18 protein-coding genes are annotated in these 18,868 nt (G+C 41.3%); 14 read left to right on the forward strand and 4 right to left on the reverse strand.

Annotated features, from left to right (window positions below; genetic code table 11):
• The first annotated feature begins 53 nt into the window (after positions 1-53).
• Positions 54-1,172, forward strand: coding sequence for an acyloxyacyl hydrolase (locus JS40_RS12710; protein WP_034261146.1), 1,119 nt, complete (start codon positions 54-56; stop codon positions 1,170-1,172).
• On the forward strand, positions 1,169-1,921 hold the full coding sequence (locus JS40_RS12715) for a head GIN domain-containing protein (protein WP_034261149.1): 753 nt from the start codon (positions 1,169-1,171) through the stop codon (positions 1,919-1,921). The genes JS40_RS12710 and JS40_RS12715 overlap by 4 nt, the downstream gene beginning before the upstream one ends.
• On the opposite strand, the gene gldA is transcribed toward JS40_RS12715, so the two are convergent.
• Entirely contained in the window at positions 1,908-2,807 is a 900-nt protein-coding gene (gene gldA / locus JS40_RS12720; RefSeq protein ID WP_034261152.1) for a gliding motility-associated ABC transporter ATP-binding subunit GldA, read from the reverse strand. The two genes, JS40_RS12715 and gldA, sit on opposite strands and share 14 nt — an antisense overlap.
• A gap of 259 nt (positions 2,808-3,066) precedes the next feature.
• Here gldA and JS40_RS12725 point away from each other — a divergent pair, with 259 nt between their 5' ends.
• Positions 3,067-4,149 carry a bifunctional 3-deoxy-7-phosphoheptulonate synthase/chorismate mutase type II gene (locus JS40_RS12725; protein WP_034261154.1) on the forward strand — a complete coding sequence of 361 codons (1,083 nt, stop codon included), beginning with the start codon at positions 3,067-3,069 and terminating at the stop codon, positions 4,147-4,149.
• Between the two features lie 32 nt (positions 4,150-4,181).
• Here JS40_RS12725 and JS40_RS12730 read toward each other — a convergent pair whose 3' ends face one another.
• Positions 4,182-4,637 carry a hypothetical protein gene (locus JS40_RS12730; protein ID WP_034261156.1) on the reverse strand — a complete coding sequence of 152 codons (456 nt, stop codon included), beginning with the start codon at positions 4,635-4,637 and terminating at the stop codon, positions 4,182-4,184.
• An 84-nt stretch (positions 4,638-4,721) separates the two neighbouring features.
• Between JS40_RS12730 and rsgA the strand changes: the two genes are divergently transcribed.
• From rsgA to rlmN, 10 genes are all read left to right on the forward strand, one after another.
• On the forward strand, positions 4,722-5,669 hold the full coding sequence (gene rsgA / locus JS40_RS12735) for a ribosome small subunit-dependent GTPase A (RefSeq protein WP_034261158.1): 948 nt from the start codon (positions 4,722-4,724) through the stop codon (positions 5,667-5,669).
• Positions 5,666-6,118, forward strand: a complete 453-nt coding sequence (gene dtd, locus JS40_RS12740) for a D-aminoacyl-tRNA deacylase (RefSeq protein WP_034261160.1) — start codon at positions 5,666-5,668, stop codon at positions 6,116-6,118. The genes rsgA and dtd overlap by 4 nt, the downstream gene beginning before the upstream one ends.
• A 49-nt stretch (positions 6,119-6,167) precedes the next feature.
• Entirely contained in the window at positions 6,168-8,066 is a 1,899-nt protein-coding gene (locus tag JS40_RS12745) for a DUF3857 domain-containing protein (protein ID WP_034261162.1), read from the forward strand.
• 72 nt (positions 8,067-8,138) lie between these two features.
• Complete coding sequence (locus JS40_RS12750; RefSeq protein ID WP_034261164.1) at positions 8,139-10,157, forward strand: DUF3857 domain-containing protein; 2,019 nt, start codon at positions 8,139-8,141, stop codon at positions 10,155-10,157.
• A gap of 3 nt (positions 10,158-10,160) precedes the next feature.
• Positions 10,161-10,487 carry a nucleotide pyrophosphohydrolase gene (locus JS40_RS12755; RefSeq protein ID WP_034261166.1) on the forward strand — a complete coding sequence of 109 codons (327 nt, stop codon included), beginning with the start codon at positions 10,161-10,163 and terminating at the stop codon, positions 10,485-10,487.
• Positions 10,487-10,729 carry a hypothetical protein gene (locus tag JS40_RS12760; RefSeq protein WP_034261168.1) on the forward strand — a complete coding sequence of 81 codons (243 nt, stop codon included), beginning with the start codon at positions 10,487-10,489 and terminating at the stop codon, positions 10,727-10,729. Before JS40_RS12755 ends, JS40_RS12760 begins: the two co-directional genes overlap by 1 nt.
• Complete coding sequence (aroA, locus tag JS40_RS12765) at positions 10,726-11,958, forward strand: 3-phosphoshikimate 1-carboxyvinyltransferase (RefSeq protein WP_034261170.1); 1,233 nt, start codon at positions 10,726-10,728, stop codon at positions 11,956-11,958. Before JS40_RS12760 ends, aroA begins: the two co-directional genes overlap by 4 nt.
• Before the next feature lie 86 nt (positions 11,959-12,044).
• On the forward strand, positions 12,045-13,094 hold the full coding sequence (gene queA / locus JS40_RS12770; protein ID WP_034262498.1) for a tRNA preQ1(34) S-adenosylmethionine ribosyltransferase-isomerase QueA: 1,050 nt from the start codon (positions 12,045-12,047) through the stop codon (positions 13,092-13,094).
• A gap of 127 nt (positions 13,095-13,221) precedes the next feature.
• On the forward strand, positions 13,222-14,883 hold the full coding sequence (locus JS40_RS12775; protein ID WP_084677509.1) for a T9SS type A sorting domain-containing protein: 1,662 nt from the start codon (positions 13,222-13,224) through the stop codon (positions 14,881-14,883).
• Positions 14,884-14,959: 76 nt separating this feature from the next.
• On the forward strand, positions 14,960-16,000 hold the full coding sequence (gene rlmN / locus JS40_RS12780) for a dual-specificity RNA methyltransferase RlmN (RefSeq protein WP_034261172.1): 1,041 nt from the start codon (positions 14,960-14,962) through the stop codon (positions 15,998-16,000).
• Between the two features lie 29 nt (positions 16,001-16,029).
• Here rlmN and JS40_RS12785 read toward each other — a convergent pair whose 3' ends face one another.
• The gene (locus JS40_RS12785; RefSeq protein WP_034261174.1) at positions 16,030-16,659 is read right to left on the reverse strand and encodes a hypothetical protein; all 630 of its coding nucleotides are present in this window, start codon (positions 16,657-16,659) and stop codon (positions 16,030-16,032) included.
• A gap of 214 nt (positions 16,660-16,873) precedes the next feature.
• Complete coding sequence (locus JS40_RS12790; protein ID WP_034261176.1) at positions 16,874-17,746, reverse strand: T9SS-dependent choice-of-anchor J family protein; 873 nt, start codon at positions 17,744-17,746, stop codon at positions 16,874-16,876.
• A 94-nt stretch (positions 17,747-17,840) separates the two neighbouring features.
• Between JS40_RS12790 and JS40_RS12795 the strand changes: the two genes are divergently transcribed.
• Positions 17,841-18,818, forward strand: coding sequence for a polyprenyl synthetase family protein (locus JS40_RS12795; protein ID WP_034261178.1), 978 nt, complete (start codon positions 17,841-17,843; stop codon positions 18,816-18,818).
• The last annotated feature ends 50 nt before the right edge of the window (positions 18,819-18,868 follow it).

Genomic DNA, 18,868 nt, shown 5'->3' on the forward strand with positions numbered 1-18,868 from the left:
ATTTCGTTTTCAGATACGAAGTATTACTGTATATTTACGGCTCTTAAATTGGTATGAACAAGTTTTTTTGTATTCTAATTGCACTTCTTTCGTTTCAGCTTTCATGGGCGCAACAGAAGGAACTGAAACCCTTTTCAATAGAAGCAAATTATTTCTATGGAACGATCATGGAACACAATCCGGATATTTCCCACTTGATCACAGACCATCCCACGGGCTTGATATTAAAATACAACAGGAAGACCTACGGTTTCAATGAGGCCGAAGCGCGCTACAACTATCCGGACTGGGGCGTTACATTCATCTATCAAGATCTTAAAAACCCATATCTAGGAGAGAATTATTCGCTCTATGGACATTTTAACTGGTATTTTTTGAACCGAACACTAACGGTGGGAGTAGGGCAAGGTATTGCTTATGCGACCAATCCCTACGATCCGGAGACTAATTTCATTAACAACGCCTATGGAAGTACTTTTATGAGTTCGACCATTTTGCGGGCCAATTTCGTAAAGGAGAACCTTTTTGACGGATTTGGAGTACAGGCAGGGGTGGGGATCATACATTATTCTAACGCAAATTTCAAGGCACCCAATAACAGTACAAATACGCTTTATTTTAACGCAGGGATAAGTTATCAGTTCGACCATTACGATTTCCCCGGTTATATTCCCCTGGGATCCTGGCCAAGTTCCAATTATGCCGAACCTATACAATACAATTTTGTGGTTCGAACCGGCGTGAACGAAGCCGATGTGAACGGATTGGGGCAGTTTCCATTTTATACCTTTTCTCTTTTTGCAGACAAAAGGTTAAATTATAAAAGCACAGTTCAAGCGGGTGTTGATGTCTTTTTTTCACACTTTTTAATAGAATTGATACGCTTTCGTTCTATTGCCTTTCCCGAGGATGGCCTAACCGGCGATGAAGATTACAGGCGAATAGGAGTATTCGTAGGACACGAATTACGGTTCAGTAAGATCGCATTTGTTTCTCAGGTAGGATATTATGCCTATTGGCCTTATGAATTTGAAAACCGGGTGTACAATCGATTGGGATTAAAACGCTATTTTTATAACGACCGAATTTTTGCAAGCGCTACCGTGAAGGCACACTATGCCAAAGCCGAAGCTGTTGAATTTAGTATCGGTATACGATTAGGAAAAAAATGAAACAATACGCCTTTTTTATATGTAGCTTAGTTTTTTTCTTCTCATGCGATTCAGAGAAGGCTCCGGACTGTATTCAGGCGACTGGTGATATCGTATCTCAAACCTACGATGTGGATGCTTTTAAACGAATCATCGTTTGGAATCGGGTACAATTGTTTATATCTCAAGGTCCGCAGGAAGTACGGGTAGAGTCCGGTTCTAACCTAATAGATGAGGTTTTGGTGAGGGTTGAGGACAGTATTCTAAAGGTGAGTGATCGCAACAGTTGTAATTTTGTACGCGATTATGGTGTTACTAAAGTCTATGTCACGGCCCCCGATGTGGAAGAGATCCAAAACAGTTCCGGATTGCCTGTTCAGAATATTGGAGTCATTAGATTTCCTGTGCTCACTTTGGTTTCGGAGGATCCACTAAGGGAAGGGGTGTTTCATATAGACGGTGATTTTATCATGCGGGATCTCAATGTGGGAAGTTTGCTCATACGAGCCAACGGATTGTCTAATTTCTATTTGAGCGGAAGAGCATTCAATGCCAATTTCGCCGCCATCGATGGCGATGTACGCATTGAAGCCGAGGATTTCGAGATACAGAATCTCGTAATTTTTCACCGAAGCACCAATTTGATTAGGGTAAGACCCATGAATTCCATTCAAGGGAAAATTGTGAGTTTGGGAAATGTATACGCTACTAACAGGCCGGAGCTGGTCGATGTAGAAGAGCTATACCAGGGCCGTCTTATTTTTGAGTAGTTAATTCAGTGAAAAGTTTTTCGAGTGTGGTATTCTTTTGATGCAGCTGAAGTATCTTAAGGCCGTTATCATGGGCAAAGTCAAATACCTGAGCTCTCATATCCGTATCGGTTTCAAAATGTATGTGATACACAAAACCTACCACATTGTCCACTTTTGCTACTTTGGGTAATTGCTGAAGTGCGATCTCCTCGACACGGTAATCAAATTCTACCTCAATGATCTGTTTTTTATCTTTTTTAAGATCTTGAAGCTTTTTATCCAATACAATAACTCCCTTGTTGATTATGATCACCCGGTCACAAAGTGCTTCTACTTCCTGCATGATATGAGTAGAAAGTAGTATGGTCTTTTGCTTTCCGATGCTTTTTATGAGTTCACGGATCTCGATAAGTTGATTGGGATCCAATCCTGTGGTGGGTTCGTCCAAGATAAGCACCTCGGGATCGTGCAGTAAGGCATTTGCAAGTCCTACACGCTGGCGGTATCCCTTTGAGAGTTGCCCTATTTTTTTATGGGCTTCAGGCGAAAGACCTGTGCGAACAATAACATCTTCTATGTGCGTGGATGCAATCTTATATATGGCTGCATTAAAGGCAAGGTATTCCCGTACATACATGTCCAGATACAGCGGGTTGTGTTCCGGGAGATATCCCACACTTTTTTGGATGCCTAGATCGTCCTTAGAAAGTATGTGGTTATTCACTACCGCGGTTCCTTCCGTAGGTTTCAAATAGGTAGTGAGGATCTTCATCAGCGTAGATTTTCCGGCACCATTCGGCCCCAGAAATCCAACGATCTCGCCTTTTTCAATAGAGAAGCTAACAGCGTTCAGGGCTTTCTGGTCGCCGTAGGTTTTCGTGATATTTTCTACTTGTATGGACATAAGTTCTTCAGAAAAACAAAACTACACAAAAATAACGCGCAGCGGCACCTTCCTAAAATGTAAAATTTTTAATAAAAGATTTTCAGTACGTAAATTATTAGCTACTTTAGCTGCAATGATAATAACCGTACAAAAACACCCTATTTTAATTAGATGGCGTCATTCACTGAACTGTTGCTAAGAGGGATTATTGTATATATATAAATTTGCAGTTTGTTGAAAGTCCCTTCCGGGGCTTTTTTTATTTCTGAAAAGATCTATGGAGAACAAAAAAGAATTGAGAAATTGGCTGGATGCTTTTAAGCTAAGTCATCCTTTGGTCATCGCCGGTCCTTGTAGCGCCGAAACTGAAGCACAGGTGCTAAAGATAGCCCATGAGCTTAAAGAAACCGATACTACGGTGCTGCGTGCCGGGATCTGGAAACCTCGAACAAGACCGGGAAATTTTGAAGGAGTGGGTGCTTTGGGATTAAAATGGTTACAACGCGCCAAAGAAGAAACAGGTCTATTGACCACTACCGAAGTTGCCAATGCAAATCATGTGGACCTCGCGCTGGCACATGATATTGATATTTTGTGGGTAGGTGCCCGAACGACGGTCTCTCCATTCATGGTGCAGGAGATCGCCGATGCATTGCAGGGAACCGATAAGACGGTTCTTATAAAAAACCCTGTAAACCCTGATCTCGCCTTATGGCTGGGAGCGGTAGAGCGTTTTTATAAAGCAGGGGTGAAGAATCTGGGTGTGATCCACCGCGGCTTCTCGACTTACGAAAAGACACGCTACCGGAATAATCCGGAATGGCAGATACCTATCGATCTTCAAAATAGGTTTCCCGATCTGCCTTTGATCTTGGATCCCTCACATATTGCAGGGAGACGGGACATTATCTTCGATCTTTGCCAAACCGCATTGGATCTCAACTACGACGGGCTTATGATCGAAACTCATTATGACCCTGAAAATGCATGGAGCGATGCCAAACAACAAATAACACCGGCTACTTTGGATCAAATGACGGTCGACCTTCGTATTCGTAAAACGGAAGACGATGCGGTGGAATTCAACAACCAGTTGAATACGCTACGTACCCAAATAGACGTGATCGACAACAAATTGGTAGAAATGTTGGGGAAAAGAATGAAGATCGCAGATTCCATAGGACTTCTTAAGAAAAAGAACAACGTGGCGATCCTTCAGGTCAAACGATGGAACGAAGTGCTGGGGCGCATGATACTGGAGGGAGAGGAGAACCAGTTAAGTGAAGAGTTTATTTTACGCATTTACAAAGCAATTCACCAGGAATCCATCAATCACCAGAAGAAAGTGATCAATGAATAGAAAAAAGACCCGCTTATGGCGGGTCTTTTTCATTATTGTTTTAAACGTTTAAAGATATAGCGGGTAATAAAAATTCCTTGCCCGTCATCTTTGCCCGAATCGCTTTCTACAGCACTGCTTACAAAGGCGAGGTCCCAGCCTTCGGCTAACATGGTGTTGATTTTTGAGGTAATCACTGCATCATTGGCAGCAATGTTCTGGAAACGGATTCCGCCAAGATTATAGAAGTTAAGAAGTTTCGTTTCGTCAAAATCTTTCACGCGTATATCAGACCGATCCGACTTGTTTCGTGTATTGTCGTCCTCGGTTTGTGTGGTAGTGAATTCTTTGTAGTCACGCTCGGCATTGGCCGAAATCAGGCGCGAACGGCCCAAACCGTTTGGAACGATGGATTCTACGCTGGTGACTACCTTTACCTCGTATTGTTGTGCGTGAAGCTCAACAGCTATCAAGGCAACGAAAAGCAATGTGAAAAGTGTTTTTTTCATGTTAATTGAGTTTTATGGTTTTTACAGCGTAAAAATAAATATTTATAGCACGAGTTATTTTTTATTTTCTGAATTTTGCAATAGATGCAAGGCACTGTTTATAAATCTACTGGAAGTTGGTATACCGTGAAATCACAGCAAGGTGATTTTTACGAATGCCGTATCAAGGGAAAATTCAGGATCAAGGGGATTAAAAGTACCAATCCGGTAGCCGTTGGAGACGAGGTGACCTTTGAAGTTGAAACGAAGGGGGATGAAACCATTGGTGTAATATCGGGAATAGAAGAGCGAGAAAACTATATTATTCGCAGATCGGTCAACCTTTCAAAGCAAACACATATTATAGCCGCCAATATTGATCTTGCCTTTTTGGTGATCACCCTTAATAATCCGCCTACCTTCACCACCTTCATCGATCGGTTTTTGGTTACTGCGGAAGCATACCATATTAAAGCAGTTTTGTTATTCAATAAGATCGATACCTATTCTGAAGAAGAAATACTGGAGGTTAAATATCTCGCTGCCTTATATAGGAGTGTTGGTTATGAATGCGTGGGTATTTCAGCAAAAACAGGTAAGAATGTAGAAAAGATAAAACAGCTCATGCAGCATAAGGTTTCTATGTTCTCGGGACATAGCGGTGTGGGTAAATCGACGCTTATCAATGCGATTGAACCCGGATTGAACCTGAAGACTTCCGAGATCTCCGAACAACACCAGCAAGGCCAGCATACTACGACGTTTGCAGAGATGTTCGATCTCTCATTTGGTGCGCAAATTATTGACACACCCGGAATTAAAGGCTTTGGGGTCGTAGAAATGGAAAAGGAAGAATTGGGAGACTACTTTCCCGAGTTCTTTGCCATTAAGCATTTGTGTAAATTCAATAATTGTCTGCATCTGGAAGAGCCGCATTGTGCTGTAAAAGAGGGATTGGAAGACGAAACGATTGCATGGTCACGTTACAAGAGCTACCTTCAAATATTGGAGGGAGAAGACGAGCATTATCGAAAAGACATACACAACCCATGAGAGCGATCCTACAACGTGTGAAAGAAGCTTCGGTCACGGTGGATGGTGAAATTGTTTCGAAGATAGGCACCGGATTTCTAGTGCTGTTGGGAATTGAAGCCGAGGACAATCAAGAGGATATCGAGTGGCTTTCAGGAAAAATTGCACGAATGCGTATTTTTTCAGATGCGACTGACGCCATGAATCTTTCCTTGGAGGATGTTGGAGGCGAAATTCTCGTGGTAAGTCAGTTTACCTTACATGCCGGCACCAAAAAAGGAAATCGCCCTTCGTTTATAAAAGCCGCTCGTCCCGAAATAGCCATCCCGTTATACGAAACATTTGTAAATGAACTTTCTACGTTAATATCTACCCCGATCCAAACAGGTGTTTTTGGTGCAATGATGGATGTGGCGTTGGTTAACGACGGTCCCGTAACCCTTTTTATCGATTCAAAAAATAAAGAATAACATTTTTTAGGTTCGGGTAAATTAATATATTGCCGCGGGAGAATACTTTATGAAAAAATTATTTTTATTCGTGCTATTAGCCACCGGCTTTAGCATCTGCGCACAATCCAATTATGCTATTTCATCTATTCCTTCGGAATTGTTACTTGGTGCTAATAGTGTCCTTTTACAGCACAAAATCCAAGTTGATGTATCAAAGGAAGCTCATATGGAAGTTCGGGTCGATCGTGTGGTGACGGTCCTTAATAAAATGGGCGATGCCTATGTGCGTGCGGTAGCATACTACGACGACGATGTGAAGGTTAGAAAGATTGAAGCCTATGTTTATGATGCTTCAGGGAAAGAAATGGAACATTATCGCAAGAATGATTTTAATGATGTCAGCGCTTCGGATGGATTCTCACTCTATACAGACGATCGGGTCTTGTACATGGATTACACTCCAACCAGATACCCCTATACAGTAGCATTTTCTTATGAAAAAGTAAGTAATACGACCGCATTCTTGCCACGGTGGTATCCGTTGGAAGGAACTGCCACAAGTACCTTGGAAAGTAGTTATACCATTACCTATAATCCGGTTAATACCGCTAGGTATAAAGCTGTGAATTTGGAGGGGTATGATATCGCTATTTCAGAAGAACCTTCAAAAATAATTTGTCGTGCTCAAAATTTGAAAGCAAGAAAGTTCGAAGAGCATAGTCCTCCTTTTTTAAATACAGCGCCTCAGGTGCTTTTTGCTTTGGATCGCTTTTACTTGAAAGGTGTCGCCGGTTATGGAAAGGACTGGAACGAATTTGGCAGGTGGATGGAGCGATCCCTGCTGGGCGATGTGAACGATCTTCCAGAAGCAACCATTGCGCAAGTCCGATCGCTGGTTAGCACAGAAAAAACCCCTCTTGACAAAGCTCGTAAAGTCTACGAATTCGTTCAAAATAAAGTGCGGTATATAAGTGTTCAAATAGGGGTAGGGGGCTGGAAACCAATGTTAGCCTCCGAAGTCGATAAATTAAGTTACGGCGATTGTAAAGCACTTACCAATTATACCAAAGCTTTATTGGACGCTGTGGGTGTCCCATCCTATTATACCGTATTGTATTCGGGCCCCAATGGACGAGATTTTGATGAGGATTTTTCAGCCATGCAAGGGGATCATGTTATCTTAGGCATTCCAAGCGACGACGATATTGTATGGTTAGAATGTACCAGTCAGGATATGCCATTTGGCTTTGGGGGTACGCATAGTGATGACAGGGATGTATTGGTCATTACTCCCGAAGGAGGAAAAATCGTGCACACCAAAAAATATGCGTTCGATGAAAGTCTTCAGCACAATACAGCGAGTGTGCAATTGGATCCTGACGGCGGATTGAAGGCTCAATTTCAAAGAAGATCCATGGGGCTTCAGTACGACCAAAAGTACTATCTGGAGAAGTTCGATGCGCTCAAACTAGATCAATATTATAAGGAACATTGGGATTACATTAACGGATTTACGATTGACTCGATAGCGCTTCAGAACAATAAAGAAGATATTGTTTTTCTGGAGGGGCTGAAGTTAACCGTTCCAAAATATTGCTCTTTCATTGGTGAAGATTTGCTTTTGGCACCCAACCTATTCAATCAGTCACAATTTATCCCGCCTCGCATTACAGATCGCAAACAACCATTGTTTCTTCCAATTGGGTTTAAGGATGTAGATCAAATTGAGATCGAGTTGCCGGAAGGATTTGTACTGGAAGAAATACCGGAAGGGTATACTGAAGAAAATAAGTTTGGCTTGTACAGTTCACAAATTGAAAGAATTTCGGCAAGAAAAATTCGCTATACACGAACGCTAATCATTAAGAAAGGAACATTTACAAAAAATGACTATTCAGATTATAGGAATTTTAGACGGAACGTTTCAAAATGGGATAAATCCAAAATTCTTTTAAAAAGAGCATAGACGGCTTCACTCACTTATCGTTAATTTCAGTAACAGACTCACCAAAAAAAAGCAGTAAAAAACTTTTTAAACATGAAAACAACCATCCTATCCACCCTAATAACTATTTGCTTTTTACAATATTCTTTCGCACAAGATTACAGATTTGGAAAAGTATCAAAAGAAGAATTGCAACAAACAGTCCATCCTCAATATCCGGACGCCGATGCCGCTATTCTTTACAGAGAACATAAATCACAAATTGAATATGTTCCCGGAGAAGGGTTTGAATTAGTCACAGAAGTATTCGAAAGAGTCAAATTGTATACCAAAGAAGGTTTTGATTGGGCCACACACAAAGTTAAGCTGTATGAAGGCAATGGAGGGGATAAGGAATCTCTGTCTTCGTTAAAAGGATATACCTATACATTGGAAGGTGACAAGATTAATGAAAATAAACTGCGGAACGACGGGATCTTTGAAAATAAGGAAAATAAATATCACAATACTACTACTTTTACCTTGCCGGGAATTTCAGAAGGTTCTGTTATTGAGTATCAATACAAGGTGCGTTCCCCATTCGTCTCCGATATAGATATCTATCGTTTTCAAGAAAGTATTCCTGTTGACAAGGTTTCCCTGGAATTTGCGGCACCCGAATATTACGAGTATAAATACTATCAAAAAGGCTGGCTGTCTTTTTCAATTAATGAATCTTCTCATACTAAAAAGATTTCTAACACTAGTATGGTGCGCTTCACCAATATTGGAACTCCTACTGAAAGTAGAGCGGTCACAAGAGAATTAAATTACCTTGAGAAAAAATATTCTGTTCTATTGTCTAATGTTCCACCAATTCGAAAAGAAGCTTATGCCGGAAATTTGGATAACTACACAGCTGCTTTACAATTCGAACTGTCATATATAAAATTTCCAAACGATCCCATTCGATCATTTACTTCAACTTGGGAGGATGTTTCCAAAACAATCAATAAATACGATTCTTTTGGCGATGAACTGGAAACAAATAATTATTTTAAAGATGATATTGACCGGTTATTAAGCGGAACGACCAGTGAGAATGAGAAGATCCTCAAGATATTCGAATTTGTAAAAGCGCAAATGAACTGGAACGGATATCATGGAATGTTCGCCAATGAAGGGGTCAAGAAAGCGTATAAGAGCAATACAGGAAACGTTGCCGATATCAATTTGATGCTTACAGCAATGCTTCGATACGCCGGAATAAATGCCAACCCTGTTTTGGTTAGTACAAAATCCAATGGGATCCCTCTTTTTCCAACCATGAACGGATTCAATTATGTGATTGCAGGGGTGGAGGTGCAAAACGACGTATTACTTCTCGATGCTACAAACAAACGTGGCGAAATTGGGTTGCTGGAAGCAAAATTACTTAACTGGCAAGGACGCATCATTCGAAAAGACGGTAGTTCCAACTGGGTACCGCTTAGTCCTAAGGAACATGCAGTTAATAACACGATGTTGAGTGGTACAATTGCCGAAGACCTATCAATAACCGGAAATGCACAAAATAGATTTACCGGACATTATGCGATGGAATACCGAGAGGAGTATGGGGCTATTAACGACGATGAAAAGCGCAAGAAGATAGAAAAGGGAAAAGGAGAACTGGAAACATCGGGCATCGCTTTTAACAATCTAAACATTCCTTATAAGCCTGTAGAACTTTCTTATGAATTTGAGTCTTTCGATGCTGTGGAGAACATCAGTGGAAAACTCTATGTTTCGCCATTATTATTTTTGACCGAAGCCGAAAATCCCTTTAAGGCTGAAGAACGCCAGTACCCAATTGATTTTCAATACCCTTTTAAAGATCGTTATCTTATTGCGCTGGACATTCCTGAAGGATATTTAGTAGAATCCCTCCCCGAGTCTGTAACATTTGCTTTGGACAGAAATGCAGCTAGTTTTCGCTATGCGGTAAATGCTTCTGGAAATAAAATTCAGGTTTCTGTGGAATTATCTATGAATGAAGCCTTATTTTTACCTACCGATTATGCGAATTTAAAGAAATTCTATCAGATGCTAATCGACAAGGAAAACGAAAAGATAGTACTCACTAAAACCTAAAGTATGCAATTGCAAGACGCCCAGTTGGCTGTGGATACGTGGATAAAGAACCATGGCGTTCGCTATTTCAATGAATTAACGAATATGGCCCAGCTCACCGAAGAGGTGGGCGAGGTCGCCCGGATCATAGCCAGACGTTATGGCGAGCAGAGCGAGAAGGAAAGTGATACACATAAGGATCTTGGAGAAGAACTTGCCGATGTTGTTTTTGTAGTGCTTTGTTTGGCAAACCAAACCGGAGTCAATCTGCAAGAAGCATTCGATAAGAAACTGGCACTTAAAACTGAACGCGACCACGACAGGCATCATGACAATAAAAAGCTACAATAATGTTTAAAAAAGTAGTGACATATCCGGGATTCTGGAGATCTGTGGTTTCCTTGGGACTGGCTTTTGTCCTTCTTTTCCTGCTTATTAAATGGGCTATTGAAGGATTTTCGTTTGTCTACCTAACAGATCGTGATCCGCTGTTTTTTATCCTTGGTACCCTTGCCGCGGGGTTTGTGTATGGTTTTTTTGTAAGCTTCGGAAAGTTTAGAGCAAAATTAAAGGCTAAAGAGAACAGAAAATGACGGTGCTGTTGCAAAAGGCCAAATCGCCCGTGCAATCAGTGTCTGTTACGATCACAGGCTCTAAAAGCGAATCAAATCGTCTGTTGATCCTAAAAGCACTCTTTCCGGCGCTAACCTTGCACAACCTTTCCAACAGTGATGATACCAAAGTCCTTCAAGCAGCGCTGCAACAGCAGAGCGGAAATATCGATATTCATCATGCGGGCACTGCAATGCGGTTCCTTACTTCTTATTTTGCATGTCGTGAAGGGGTGGATGTTCTTCTAACTGGGAGCGAACGCATGCAGCAACGTCCTATAGGCATTCTTGTCGATGCCTTGCGCGAGCTGGGAGCAGATATATCGTATACTCGTACCAGGGGGTTTCCTCCGTTGCGCATCAAAGGAAAAGCCCTTGCCAACGATACAGTTAGGATCCATGCCAATGTTAGCAGCCAGTACATAACCTCAATGTTGCTGATCGCACCTTCCTTAACAAACGGACTCACATTGCAGTTAGAGGGGACGGTAACTTCCATGCCATATATTGAAATGACATTACAGCTTTTGAAAAAAATGGGGGTTTCGTGTTCTTTTTCTGAAAATATGATTCGTGTGGCACCGGCCGCTGCCATTGCACCTACCGACTTCAGAGTAGAATCTGACTGGAGTTCGGCATCCTATTTTTACAGCTTGGTAGCCCTTTCTGAAGGATTATCAGTGACACTGAAACATTTTAAGGAGAACAGTTTGCAAGGGGATAGCGCGCTTGTTTCATTGTTCGAGACATTAGGGGTCAAGACCATTTTTAATTCCTCTGAAGCCTCGATCACGCTAAGCAAACAAAATGTTGTGTTCCCGGATAGTGTATTGTTGCATCTGGCAGATACTCCCGATCTTGCACAGACAATAGCCGTGACTTGCTTCGGACTGGGAGTGGGGTGTCATCTCACCGGATTGCACACCTTGAAGATCAAAGAAACCGACCGGCTTTCAGCATTAAAAACTGAATTAGAAAAACTGGGTGGCTCGGTCGTGATCACACCAGATTCGCTTACGTTGACTTCTTCAGAAAAGATACGTGATCAGGTTACCATCGAAACCTACAACGACCATAGAATGGCTATGGCATTTGCGCCCTTAGGGTTGAGAACAACTGTACACATTAAAGATCCACAGGTAGTTTCAAAATCCTTTCCGGGATTTTGGCAAGACCTCGAAAAGTGCGGTATTTCAACCGATTTCCAATAATAAATACACTTTTACTTGACAACCCCTATGTGGAGGTTGTATATTTGCCACCTTTTAAAGTCAACAAAAATATTGTCATTATGGGAATGAAACTGTCACATTTCAACTTCAATTTACCACCGGAATTACTCGCTGAATATCCTGCAGCAAATCGGGATGAGTCACGGTTAATGGTGCTCAATCGTAAAGAAAGAACCATAGAGCATAAGATGTTCAAGGACCTTATCGATTATTTTAAAGAAGATGATGTGTTGGTGCTTAACAATACCAAGGTATTCCCGGCCCGTTTGTTCGGAAATAAGGAGAAGACAGGAGCTCGTATCGAGGTTTTCTTGCTTCGGGAACTTAATTCTGAAACCCGTTTATGGGATGTACTGGTAGATCCCGCAAGAAAGATACGTATTGGAAACAAGCTTTATTTTGGTGATGACGAGTCTTTGGTTGCGGAAGTGATCGATAACACGACCTCCCGCGGAAGAACGCTTCGTTTCTTATTTGACGGGTCTTATGAAGAATTCCGAAGCAAACTTACAGAGCTTGGAGAAACCCCTTTGCCAAAATATATAAAACGAGAGGTAGAGCCCGAGGACGCTGAGCGTTATCAAACCATCTTCGCCAAGAATGAAGGGGCTGTGGCCGCGCCTACCGCAGGTCTTCACTTTTCGAAACATCTGTTAAAACGCCTTGAGATCAAAGGGATCAACTTTGCAGAGGTGACCCTTCACGTAGGTCTGGGGACATTTAGTCCTGTAGAGGTGGAAGATCTGTCGAAACATAAAATGGACTCTGAAGAGATCATTATTACTGAAGATGCCGTTCAAACCATCAATAAAGGCATTAAATCGAAGCGTCGTGTGTGTGCTGTTGGAACTACGGTGATGAGAGCGTTGGAGAGCTCGGTTTCTTCAGATCATACGCTGAACGATTATAGCGGATGGACCAACAAATTTATTTTCCCTCCGTACGATTTTAGCATTGCCAATTCTATGGTGACCAATTTCCACACCCCAAAGTCAACCTTATTGATGATGGTATCAGCTTTTGCAGGCCATGAATTTATTAAAGAGGCCTATGCCGAAGCGATCAAGGAAAAATATAGGTTCTATACCTACGGAGACGCCATGTTAATTATCTAACGATGGCTTAAAGATAAAAAAGACCCTTGCTTTCTACAGCAGGGGTTTTTTATTTCTAAACTTTTGGTTTTCAAATATCAAAATAAAAAAGTACCTTAGTATATTGTAGCAGAGCTAACGGCTTATTATGAAAAAACTTCTACTGTTGTTTTTTATATTAATGATCCCAATGATGGGTCATGCGCAGGATTTCGCTGAAGATGTTCCTGTAAGCTGGCAATTGAACCTACAGCAACGAAATACACCTATAGAATTACCCCCGCTGGATCTGGAAGCCGTACATGCCGAAGATGCCGTTAATGATCTTGATAAAAGTCAGCCTTGGCGCTATGGGATTACCAGACCTGTAGCGATAGATATTGAAAAAGATGGGGTTTGGACCACGCTTCCCAATAATGCAGGAAGACTATGGCAAGTGGCGATCAAATCCACCGATGCGATAAACCTTAGTGTTAATCTGGATGCGTTTTACATTCCTAAAGGAGCTCGCTTTTTCTTGTTCAACGGCGACCAGTCCGATGTTTCTGTACCCTATACCGATGCTTCAAATCGGTCCAGTAATAATTTGGGCTCTTGGTTTCTCCAAGGGGATGTGATCTGGCTGGAGTATTATGAGCCACCTTACATTTCCGAAGATGTTCAATTGACCGTTACCAGCGTGATACATGGTTATCGTATGGGTAACATCACGACTATTGCTCAAAACATAAGAGGGCTCAACGATTCCGGAAGTTGTAATTTTGACGTGAATTGTTCTATTGGAGCCGATTTTGACGATCTAAAGGATGTTATTAAAAAGGCGATCACATTACTGAATCTTGGGAACGGTTATCTGTGCACCGCTTCTTTGGTGAATAATACAGCAGCCGATAAAACACCATTTTTGCTTACGGCCAACCATTGTCTTCAGGATAGCAACCCCGAATTCTGGTCGGTACGTTTCAATTGGATAAGTCCTACGCCTGTGTGCGGGGAAGAAGCTGAAAGTGCCGATATTCAAACGAACTTCACTATGAGTGGAGGTCAGGTAAGGGCCAGTAATACAAAAAGTGATTTTGCGCTGGTTGAGCTTTTCAATAGAATTCCGGAGTCCTGGGATATCGCCTTTGCCGGTTGGAATAATTCGGATGCGATGCCCCAATTTGAGGTGGGAATACACCATCCCAATGGTGATATCATGAAGGTGTGCAGAGATAATAGCGGCGCTACTAAGGACGTAGCATCAGGAACCGATGTCTGGCTCATTGGCGGCGGCGCTGCCGGTACCGGCAATGGTTGGGAAATTGGAACTACCGAGAGCGGTTCCTCCGGCTCCCCGCTCTTTAACGAGAAAGGACATATCATTGGTCAGCTCTATGGAGGACAGTCATTCTGTGACGGGACCAGTAACAACGGACAATATGATATCTATGGACGGTTTGCTGTTTCTTGGGATTTTGGAGACACACCGGAAACCCGCTTAAAGGATTGGTTAGATCCCATCAATAGTGGACAGACAACCATAGAGACCTTACAGAATATATTGAATGTGCAGGATATCGAGCTCACCGGTACGCTGGAAATTTTTCCGAACCCGGCAAATACCTACATCACGGTGATGAATAGCCGATATCCAAATCTATCGTATCAATTCTTCAATGTGTTAGGGCAGCAGATCGTTTCAGGATCGGTTTCCAATACCATGAATGTCATCCAGGTGGCTACGTTTACTGAAGGCATTTATTTTCTACGCCTAAAAGATGAGGAGTCCAATCAAGAGATCACTAAGAAGATCCTTATCCAAAAATAAGCATACCCCTTTTTCGAATGCTAAAAAACTACTAAGACAGCCGTCTTAGTGCGGAGGATACTGTATTTTTGCATCAATGATTTCAGAAAAGAAGGACATACGAGCATTATCCAAAGGAGAACTTCGAGATTTTTTCGAAGGAATTGGAGATAAAGCCTTTCGTGGCAATCAAGTATATGAATGGTTATGGGGTAAGGGCATCCATAACTTTGACCAGATGACGAATCTCTCAAAAGAAACTAGAGCGCATCTGGAAGCGAATTTCGTGATCAACCACATACAAGTGGACAGCCTGCAAAAGAGCAATGACGGAACCATTAAGAATGCCGTAAAATTGCATGACGGTTTGGTAGTGGAATCTGTGCTCATACCTACAAAAAAACGTACGACAGCCTGTGTATCTTCTCAGGTAGGATGTAGCTTGGATTGTAAATTTTGTGCTACAGCACGCCTAAAACGCATGCGTAACTTAAATCCGGATGAGATCTACGATCAGGTCGTGGCGATCGATCAGGAAAGTAAATTATACCACGACAGGCCCTTGTCTAATATTGTTTTCATGGGAATGGGAGAGCCACTCATGAATTATAAGAACGTACTTGAAGCCATCGACAAGATCACTCACAAAGAAGGCTTGGGAATGTCTCCAAAGCGTATCACCCTTTCCACATCAGGTGTGCCAAAAATGATCAAGAAACTTGCAGACGATGAGGTAAAATTTCACTTGGCCGTTTCGCTGCATTCTGCGATACAGGAGAAACGGGAGCAGATCATGCCGTTTGCCAAGAGTTTTCAGTTGGTCGACCTGAGAGAATCCTTGGAATATTGGTATGCCAAGACGCAGCGTAGGATTACGTATGAGTATGTGGTTTGGAAGGGAATCAACGATGAAAAAGAAGATATCGAAGCTTTGGTACAATTCTGTAAGTATGTCCCATGTAAAGTAAACCTTATTGAGTACAATCCCATTGATGACGGTGAGTTTCAGCAGGCATCCATAGAAGCGACGGAGACGTATATAGCGGCTTTAGAGAGGCACAGGATACCCGTTACCGTACGCCGCAGCCGTGGCAAAGATATTGATGCTGCGTGCGGACAGCTCGCTAATAAACAATAAAAAAAGCGACCCTAGAGTCGCTTTTTTCGTTATTGATATATAGTAAATTGATAGAAAAAAAATGGAGTGCCACAACAGAGGAGGATGTCTCCATATGCAAAATCTAATTCTATCTTAGGCCTTAAACCATTGTTCGGGTAAAAAGGGTCTAATGCGCATTCAATCTCATTCAAAACAAGATTTGCTTGAGTTGCAGTTAATAAAAATTGTCCACTAGATAGATTAAAAGGTGATTGTGTAAGTTCAATCGACGTCGAGACACCACCTATAGGTGTAGAATTAGGATATGTGAATGGATATTTTGATTGAATTAATGTTTCTAGATCACCCGGTTGTGTATTTGGATTAGGATCGAAATGTTGACTTAAATATTGAGCTGCGCTAGTAAGTTGAGCTATTGGATAACTTGGGTTGTCAGATAAGCAAGAATTTTGTTGTGATTTCTTTAATAGATTTTCGATATAGGCATTGCTACGTTCTTGTTCGAAAGCTAATTTTGTGTTTTCAAACATCAAATTTTTCGACCTAAATGATTCTAGAATTTTTGGGTCTTGTTTTTTTAGTTCAAGGTTAAAAACTTCATCTTCATTGTACCCTTGATCTTTTTCGCAAGAGGTGACAAGTAGAATAATTGCAATAAATAACATAAATTTTTTCATGATATATTAATTTAAAAGTGAATACAACTAATTAAATTAAAATGTCATACAGGGGCATCTATAATAAAATTATAGAATGATATTCTATATTGGGGAGAGTTCAGAATAAAATAACTGAAATTAAAAGTAGGAAAAAACTTACTAATAAACAAATTTTTAATAATAAAAAAGCGACCCTAAGGTCGCTTTTTTTATCTGAAATGTCAAGAAAATATTATTTCTTGATCACTTTAAATGACTTGCTTGCACCATCGATGGTTACGGTAGCAATATACACGCCTGACTTCAAAGAAGCCATGTTTACTACCGCATTGGTAGTATTCAATTTCTGTGCAATTACTTCTTGACCTAAGATGTTGTAAAGCGCAACGGTTTGGATAGGAGCATTCGCTTTAAGGTTAAGGTTGCTGTCGGTATCCATAAAATACGCAAAGCCTTCAAAATTATTATCCTCAATAGAAAGCGTGGCAGCTTCAACTTTAATGTCATCTAGACCTATAAGCCATTCATCTGTAGTGTCGTGATGTCTAAATGCAATAAATACATCTTGGCCAATAAATGCATCAAGATTTATATTTACAGTTTCTCCTCCTTGAAAAGCTAAGGTGGTTGATAAAACGGGTGTGGCAGCTAAAATATCAGCTTGAGCACTACTTGTAGTGACGGTCACAGAATAGGTTTCACTAAAAAATGCTGGATCAGTTCCTGAACCCACAAAATAACTTAATTCTACTCCTGTAGCTCCCGGAGGAATACTAATCATTGGCAATACAAGGATGTTGTTTGGTGAAAGTGCTCCTTGGCCCCCATTACCTCCTGCACCGGTAGTAATAAAAGAAGCCGAAATAATAAAGTTATTTCCCATGTAAATATCACCGAAGGGTTGGGTAAAATTTGCTGGATTTGATAACCCCCAATTAAATCCATCTCCATCTACATCATAAGATAGAAAATCACCTGGAATATCTGTATCTTCCCCAACATTGTCAGATACAGTAGCTGATTCAAAATCTTCTTCATAAAGCACATTTTGTGCGCTTAATGTTACAACAGCAAGCAGTGCTGCCAATAAAGTAATTTTTTTCATTTTAATTAATTTTTAGAAAGTTATATGTTATCAAAAATAAGAAATCTTAGTGAATTGTAAGATACGTTTCGATTTTATTTATTTTTACCTTTGGATGAAAATTGTCTCTCAAATAAAACAGCCCATCGAATTTGAAATGGAGCTTTTCGAAAAAAAGTTCTCGGTGGCCATGTCTTCCAAAGTTTCGCTTTTAAATAGGATCACGCATTATGTTGTGAATCGAAAAGGCAAGCAGATGCGTCCCATGTTCGTTTTTCTAATTGCCAAAATGACCAACAACGGTGAAGTGAATGACCGCACCTACCGCGGAGCTTCTGTGATCGAGTTGATCCATACGGCTACCTTGGTTCATGATGATGTTGTGGATGACAGTAACCGCCGCCGCGGATTCTTTAGCATCAATGCGTTGTGGAAAAATAAAATTGCGGTTTTGGTAGGCGACTATCTTTTATCCAAAGGACTTTTACTGTCCATTGATAACAACGATTTCGACCTTTTAAAGATCATTTCGGTGGCGGTGCGCGAAATGAGCGAGGGCGAATTGCTTCAAATAGAGAAGGCGCGAAAATTAGACATCACCGAGGCGGTCTATTTTGATATCATACGTCAAAAGACTGCAACCTTGATAGCAGCCTGCTGCGCTATGGGCGCACAATCTGTGAATGCGCCTAAGAGCGAAGTGGAATCGCTTCGTAAATTCGGGGAACTCATTGGCACGGCATTTCAGATCAAGGACGACCTATTCGACTATGGCGATGAAAAGATAGGCAAACCTACAGGCATTGATATCAAAGAACAAAAAATGACGTTGCCTCTTATCTATGCGTTGAATACCGCTTCGGAACAGGAAAAGCGCTGGTTGATCAATTCAGTAAAAAATCACAATAAAGACAAACAACGGGTAAAAGAGGTTATCGATTTTGTAAAGGAAATTGGAGGGCTTTCGTATGCGGTAACCAAAATGAAAGAGTATCAGCAACAAGCACTTCAAATCCTTCAAACCTACCCCAACTCACCCTATAAGGAGTCACTGGAGCTCATGGTCAACTACGTTATCGATAGAAAGAAGTGATCTTCAGAAACGAAACCTCGCTCCAACATTTTTTCACCTTCAGGCAACCA

This window comes from Altibacter lentus, from assembly GCF_000746845.1.
In the GTDB taxonomy this organism is placed as follows: domain Bacteria; phylum Bacteroidota; class Bacteroidia; order Flavobacteriales; family Flavobacteriaceae; genus Altibacter; species Altibacter lentus.

Excerpts from the sequence above, each read along its gene's own strand:
- JS40_RS12710 (WP_034261146.1), top strand. The coding sequence starts at position 54 with ATGAACAAGTTTTTTTGTATTCTAATTGCACTTCTTTCGTTTCAGCTT.
- JS40_RS12730 (WP_034261156.1), bottom strand. The coding sequence starts at position 4,637 with ATGAAAAAAACACTTTTCACATTGCTTTTCGTTGCCTTGATAGCTGTT.
- JS40_RS12760 (WP_034261168.1), top strand. The coding sequence starts at position 10,487 with ATGTTTAAAAAAGTAGTGACATATCCGGGATTCTGGAGATCTGTGGTT.
- gldA (WP_034261152.1), bottom strand. The coding sequence starts at position 2,807 with ATGTCCATACAAGTAGAAAATATCACGAAAACCTACGGCGACCAGAAA.
- JS40_RS12785 (WP_034261174.1), bottom strand. The coding sequence starts at position 16,659 with ATGAAAAAATTTATGTTATTTATTGCAATTATTCTACTTGTCACCTCT.
- JS40_RS12790 (WP_034261176.1), bottom strand. The coding sequence starts at position 17,746 with ATGAAAAAAATTACTTTATTGGCAGCACTGCTTGCTGTTGTAACATTA.
- aroA (WP_034261170.1), top strand. The coding sequence starts at position 10,726 with ATGACGGTGCTGTTGCAAAAGGCCAAATCGCCCGTGCAATCAGTGTCT.
- JS40_RS12795 (WP_034261178.1), top strand. The coding sequence starts at position 17,841 with ATGAAAATTGTCTCTCAAATAAAACAGCCCATCGAATTTGAAATGGAG.
- dtd (WP_034261160.1), top strand. The coding sequence starts at position 5,666 with ATGAGAGCGATCCTACAACGTGTGAAAGAAGCTTCGGTCACGGTGGAT.
- JS40_RS12775 (WP_084677509.1), top strand. The coding sequence starts at position 13,222 with ATGAAAAAACTTCTACTGTTGTTTTTTATATTAATGATCCCAATGATG.
- JS40_RS12755 (WP_034261166.1), top strand. The coding sequence starts at position 10,161 with ATGCAATTGCAAGACGCCCAGTTGGCTGTGGATACGTGGATAAAGAAC.
- queA (WP_034262498.1), top strand. The coding sequence starts at position 12,045 with ATGAAACTGTCACATTTCAACTTCAATTTACCACCGGAATTACTCGCT.
- JS40_RS12750 (WP_034261164.1), top strand. The coding sequence starts at position 8,139 with ATGAAAACAACCATCCTATCCACCCTAATAACTATTTGCTTTTTACAA.
- JS40_RS12725 (WP_034261154.1), top strand. The coding sequence starts at position 3,067 with ATGGAGAACAAAAAAGAATTGAGAAATTGGCTGGATGCTTTTAAGCTA.
- JS40_RS12745 (WP_034261162.1), top strand. The coding sequence starts at position 6,168 with ATGAAAAAATTATTTTTATTCGTGCTATTAGCCACCGGCTTTAGCATC.
- JS40_RS12715 (WP_034261149.1), top strand. The coding sequence starts at position 1,169 with ATGAAACAATACGCCTTTTTTATATGTAGCTTAGTTTTTTTCTTCTCA.
- rlmN (WP_034261172.1), top strand. The coding sequence starts at position 14,960 with ATGATTTCAGAAAAGAAGGACATACGAGCATTATCCAAAGGAGAACTT.
- rsgA (WP_034261158.1), top strand. The coding sequence starts at position 4,722 with ATGCAAGGCACTGTTTATAAATCTACTGGAAGTTGGTATACCGTGAAA.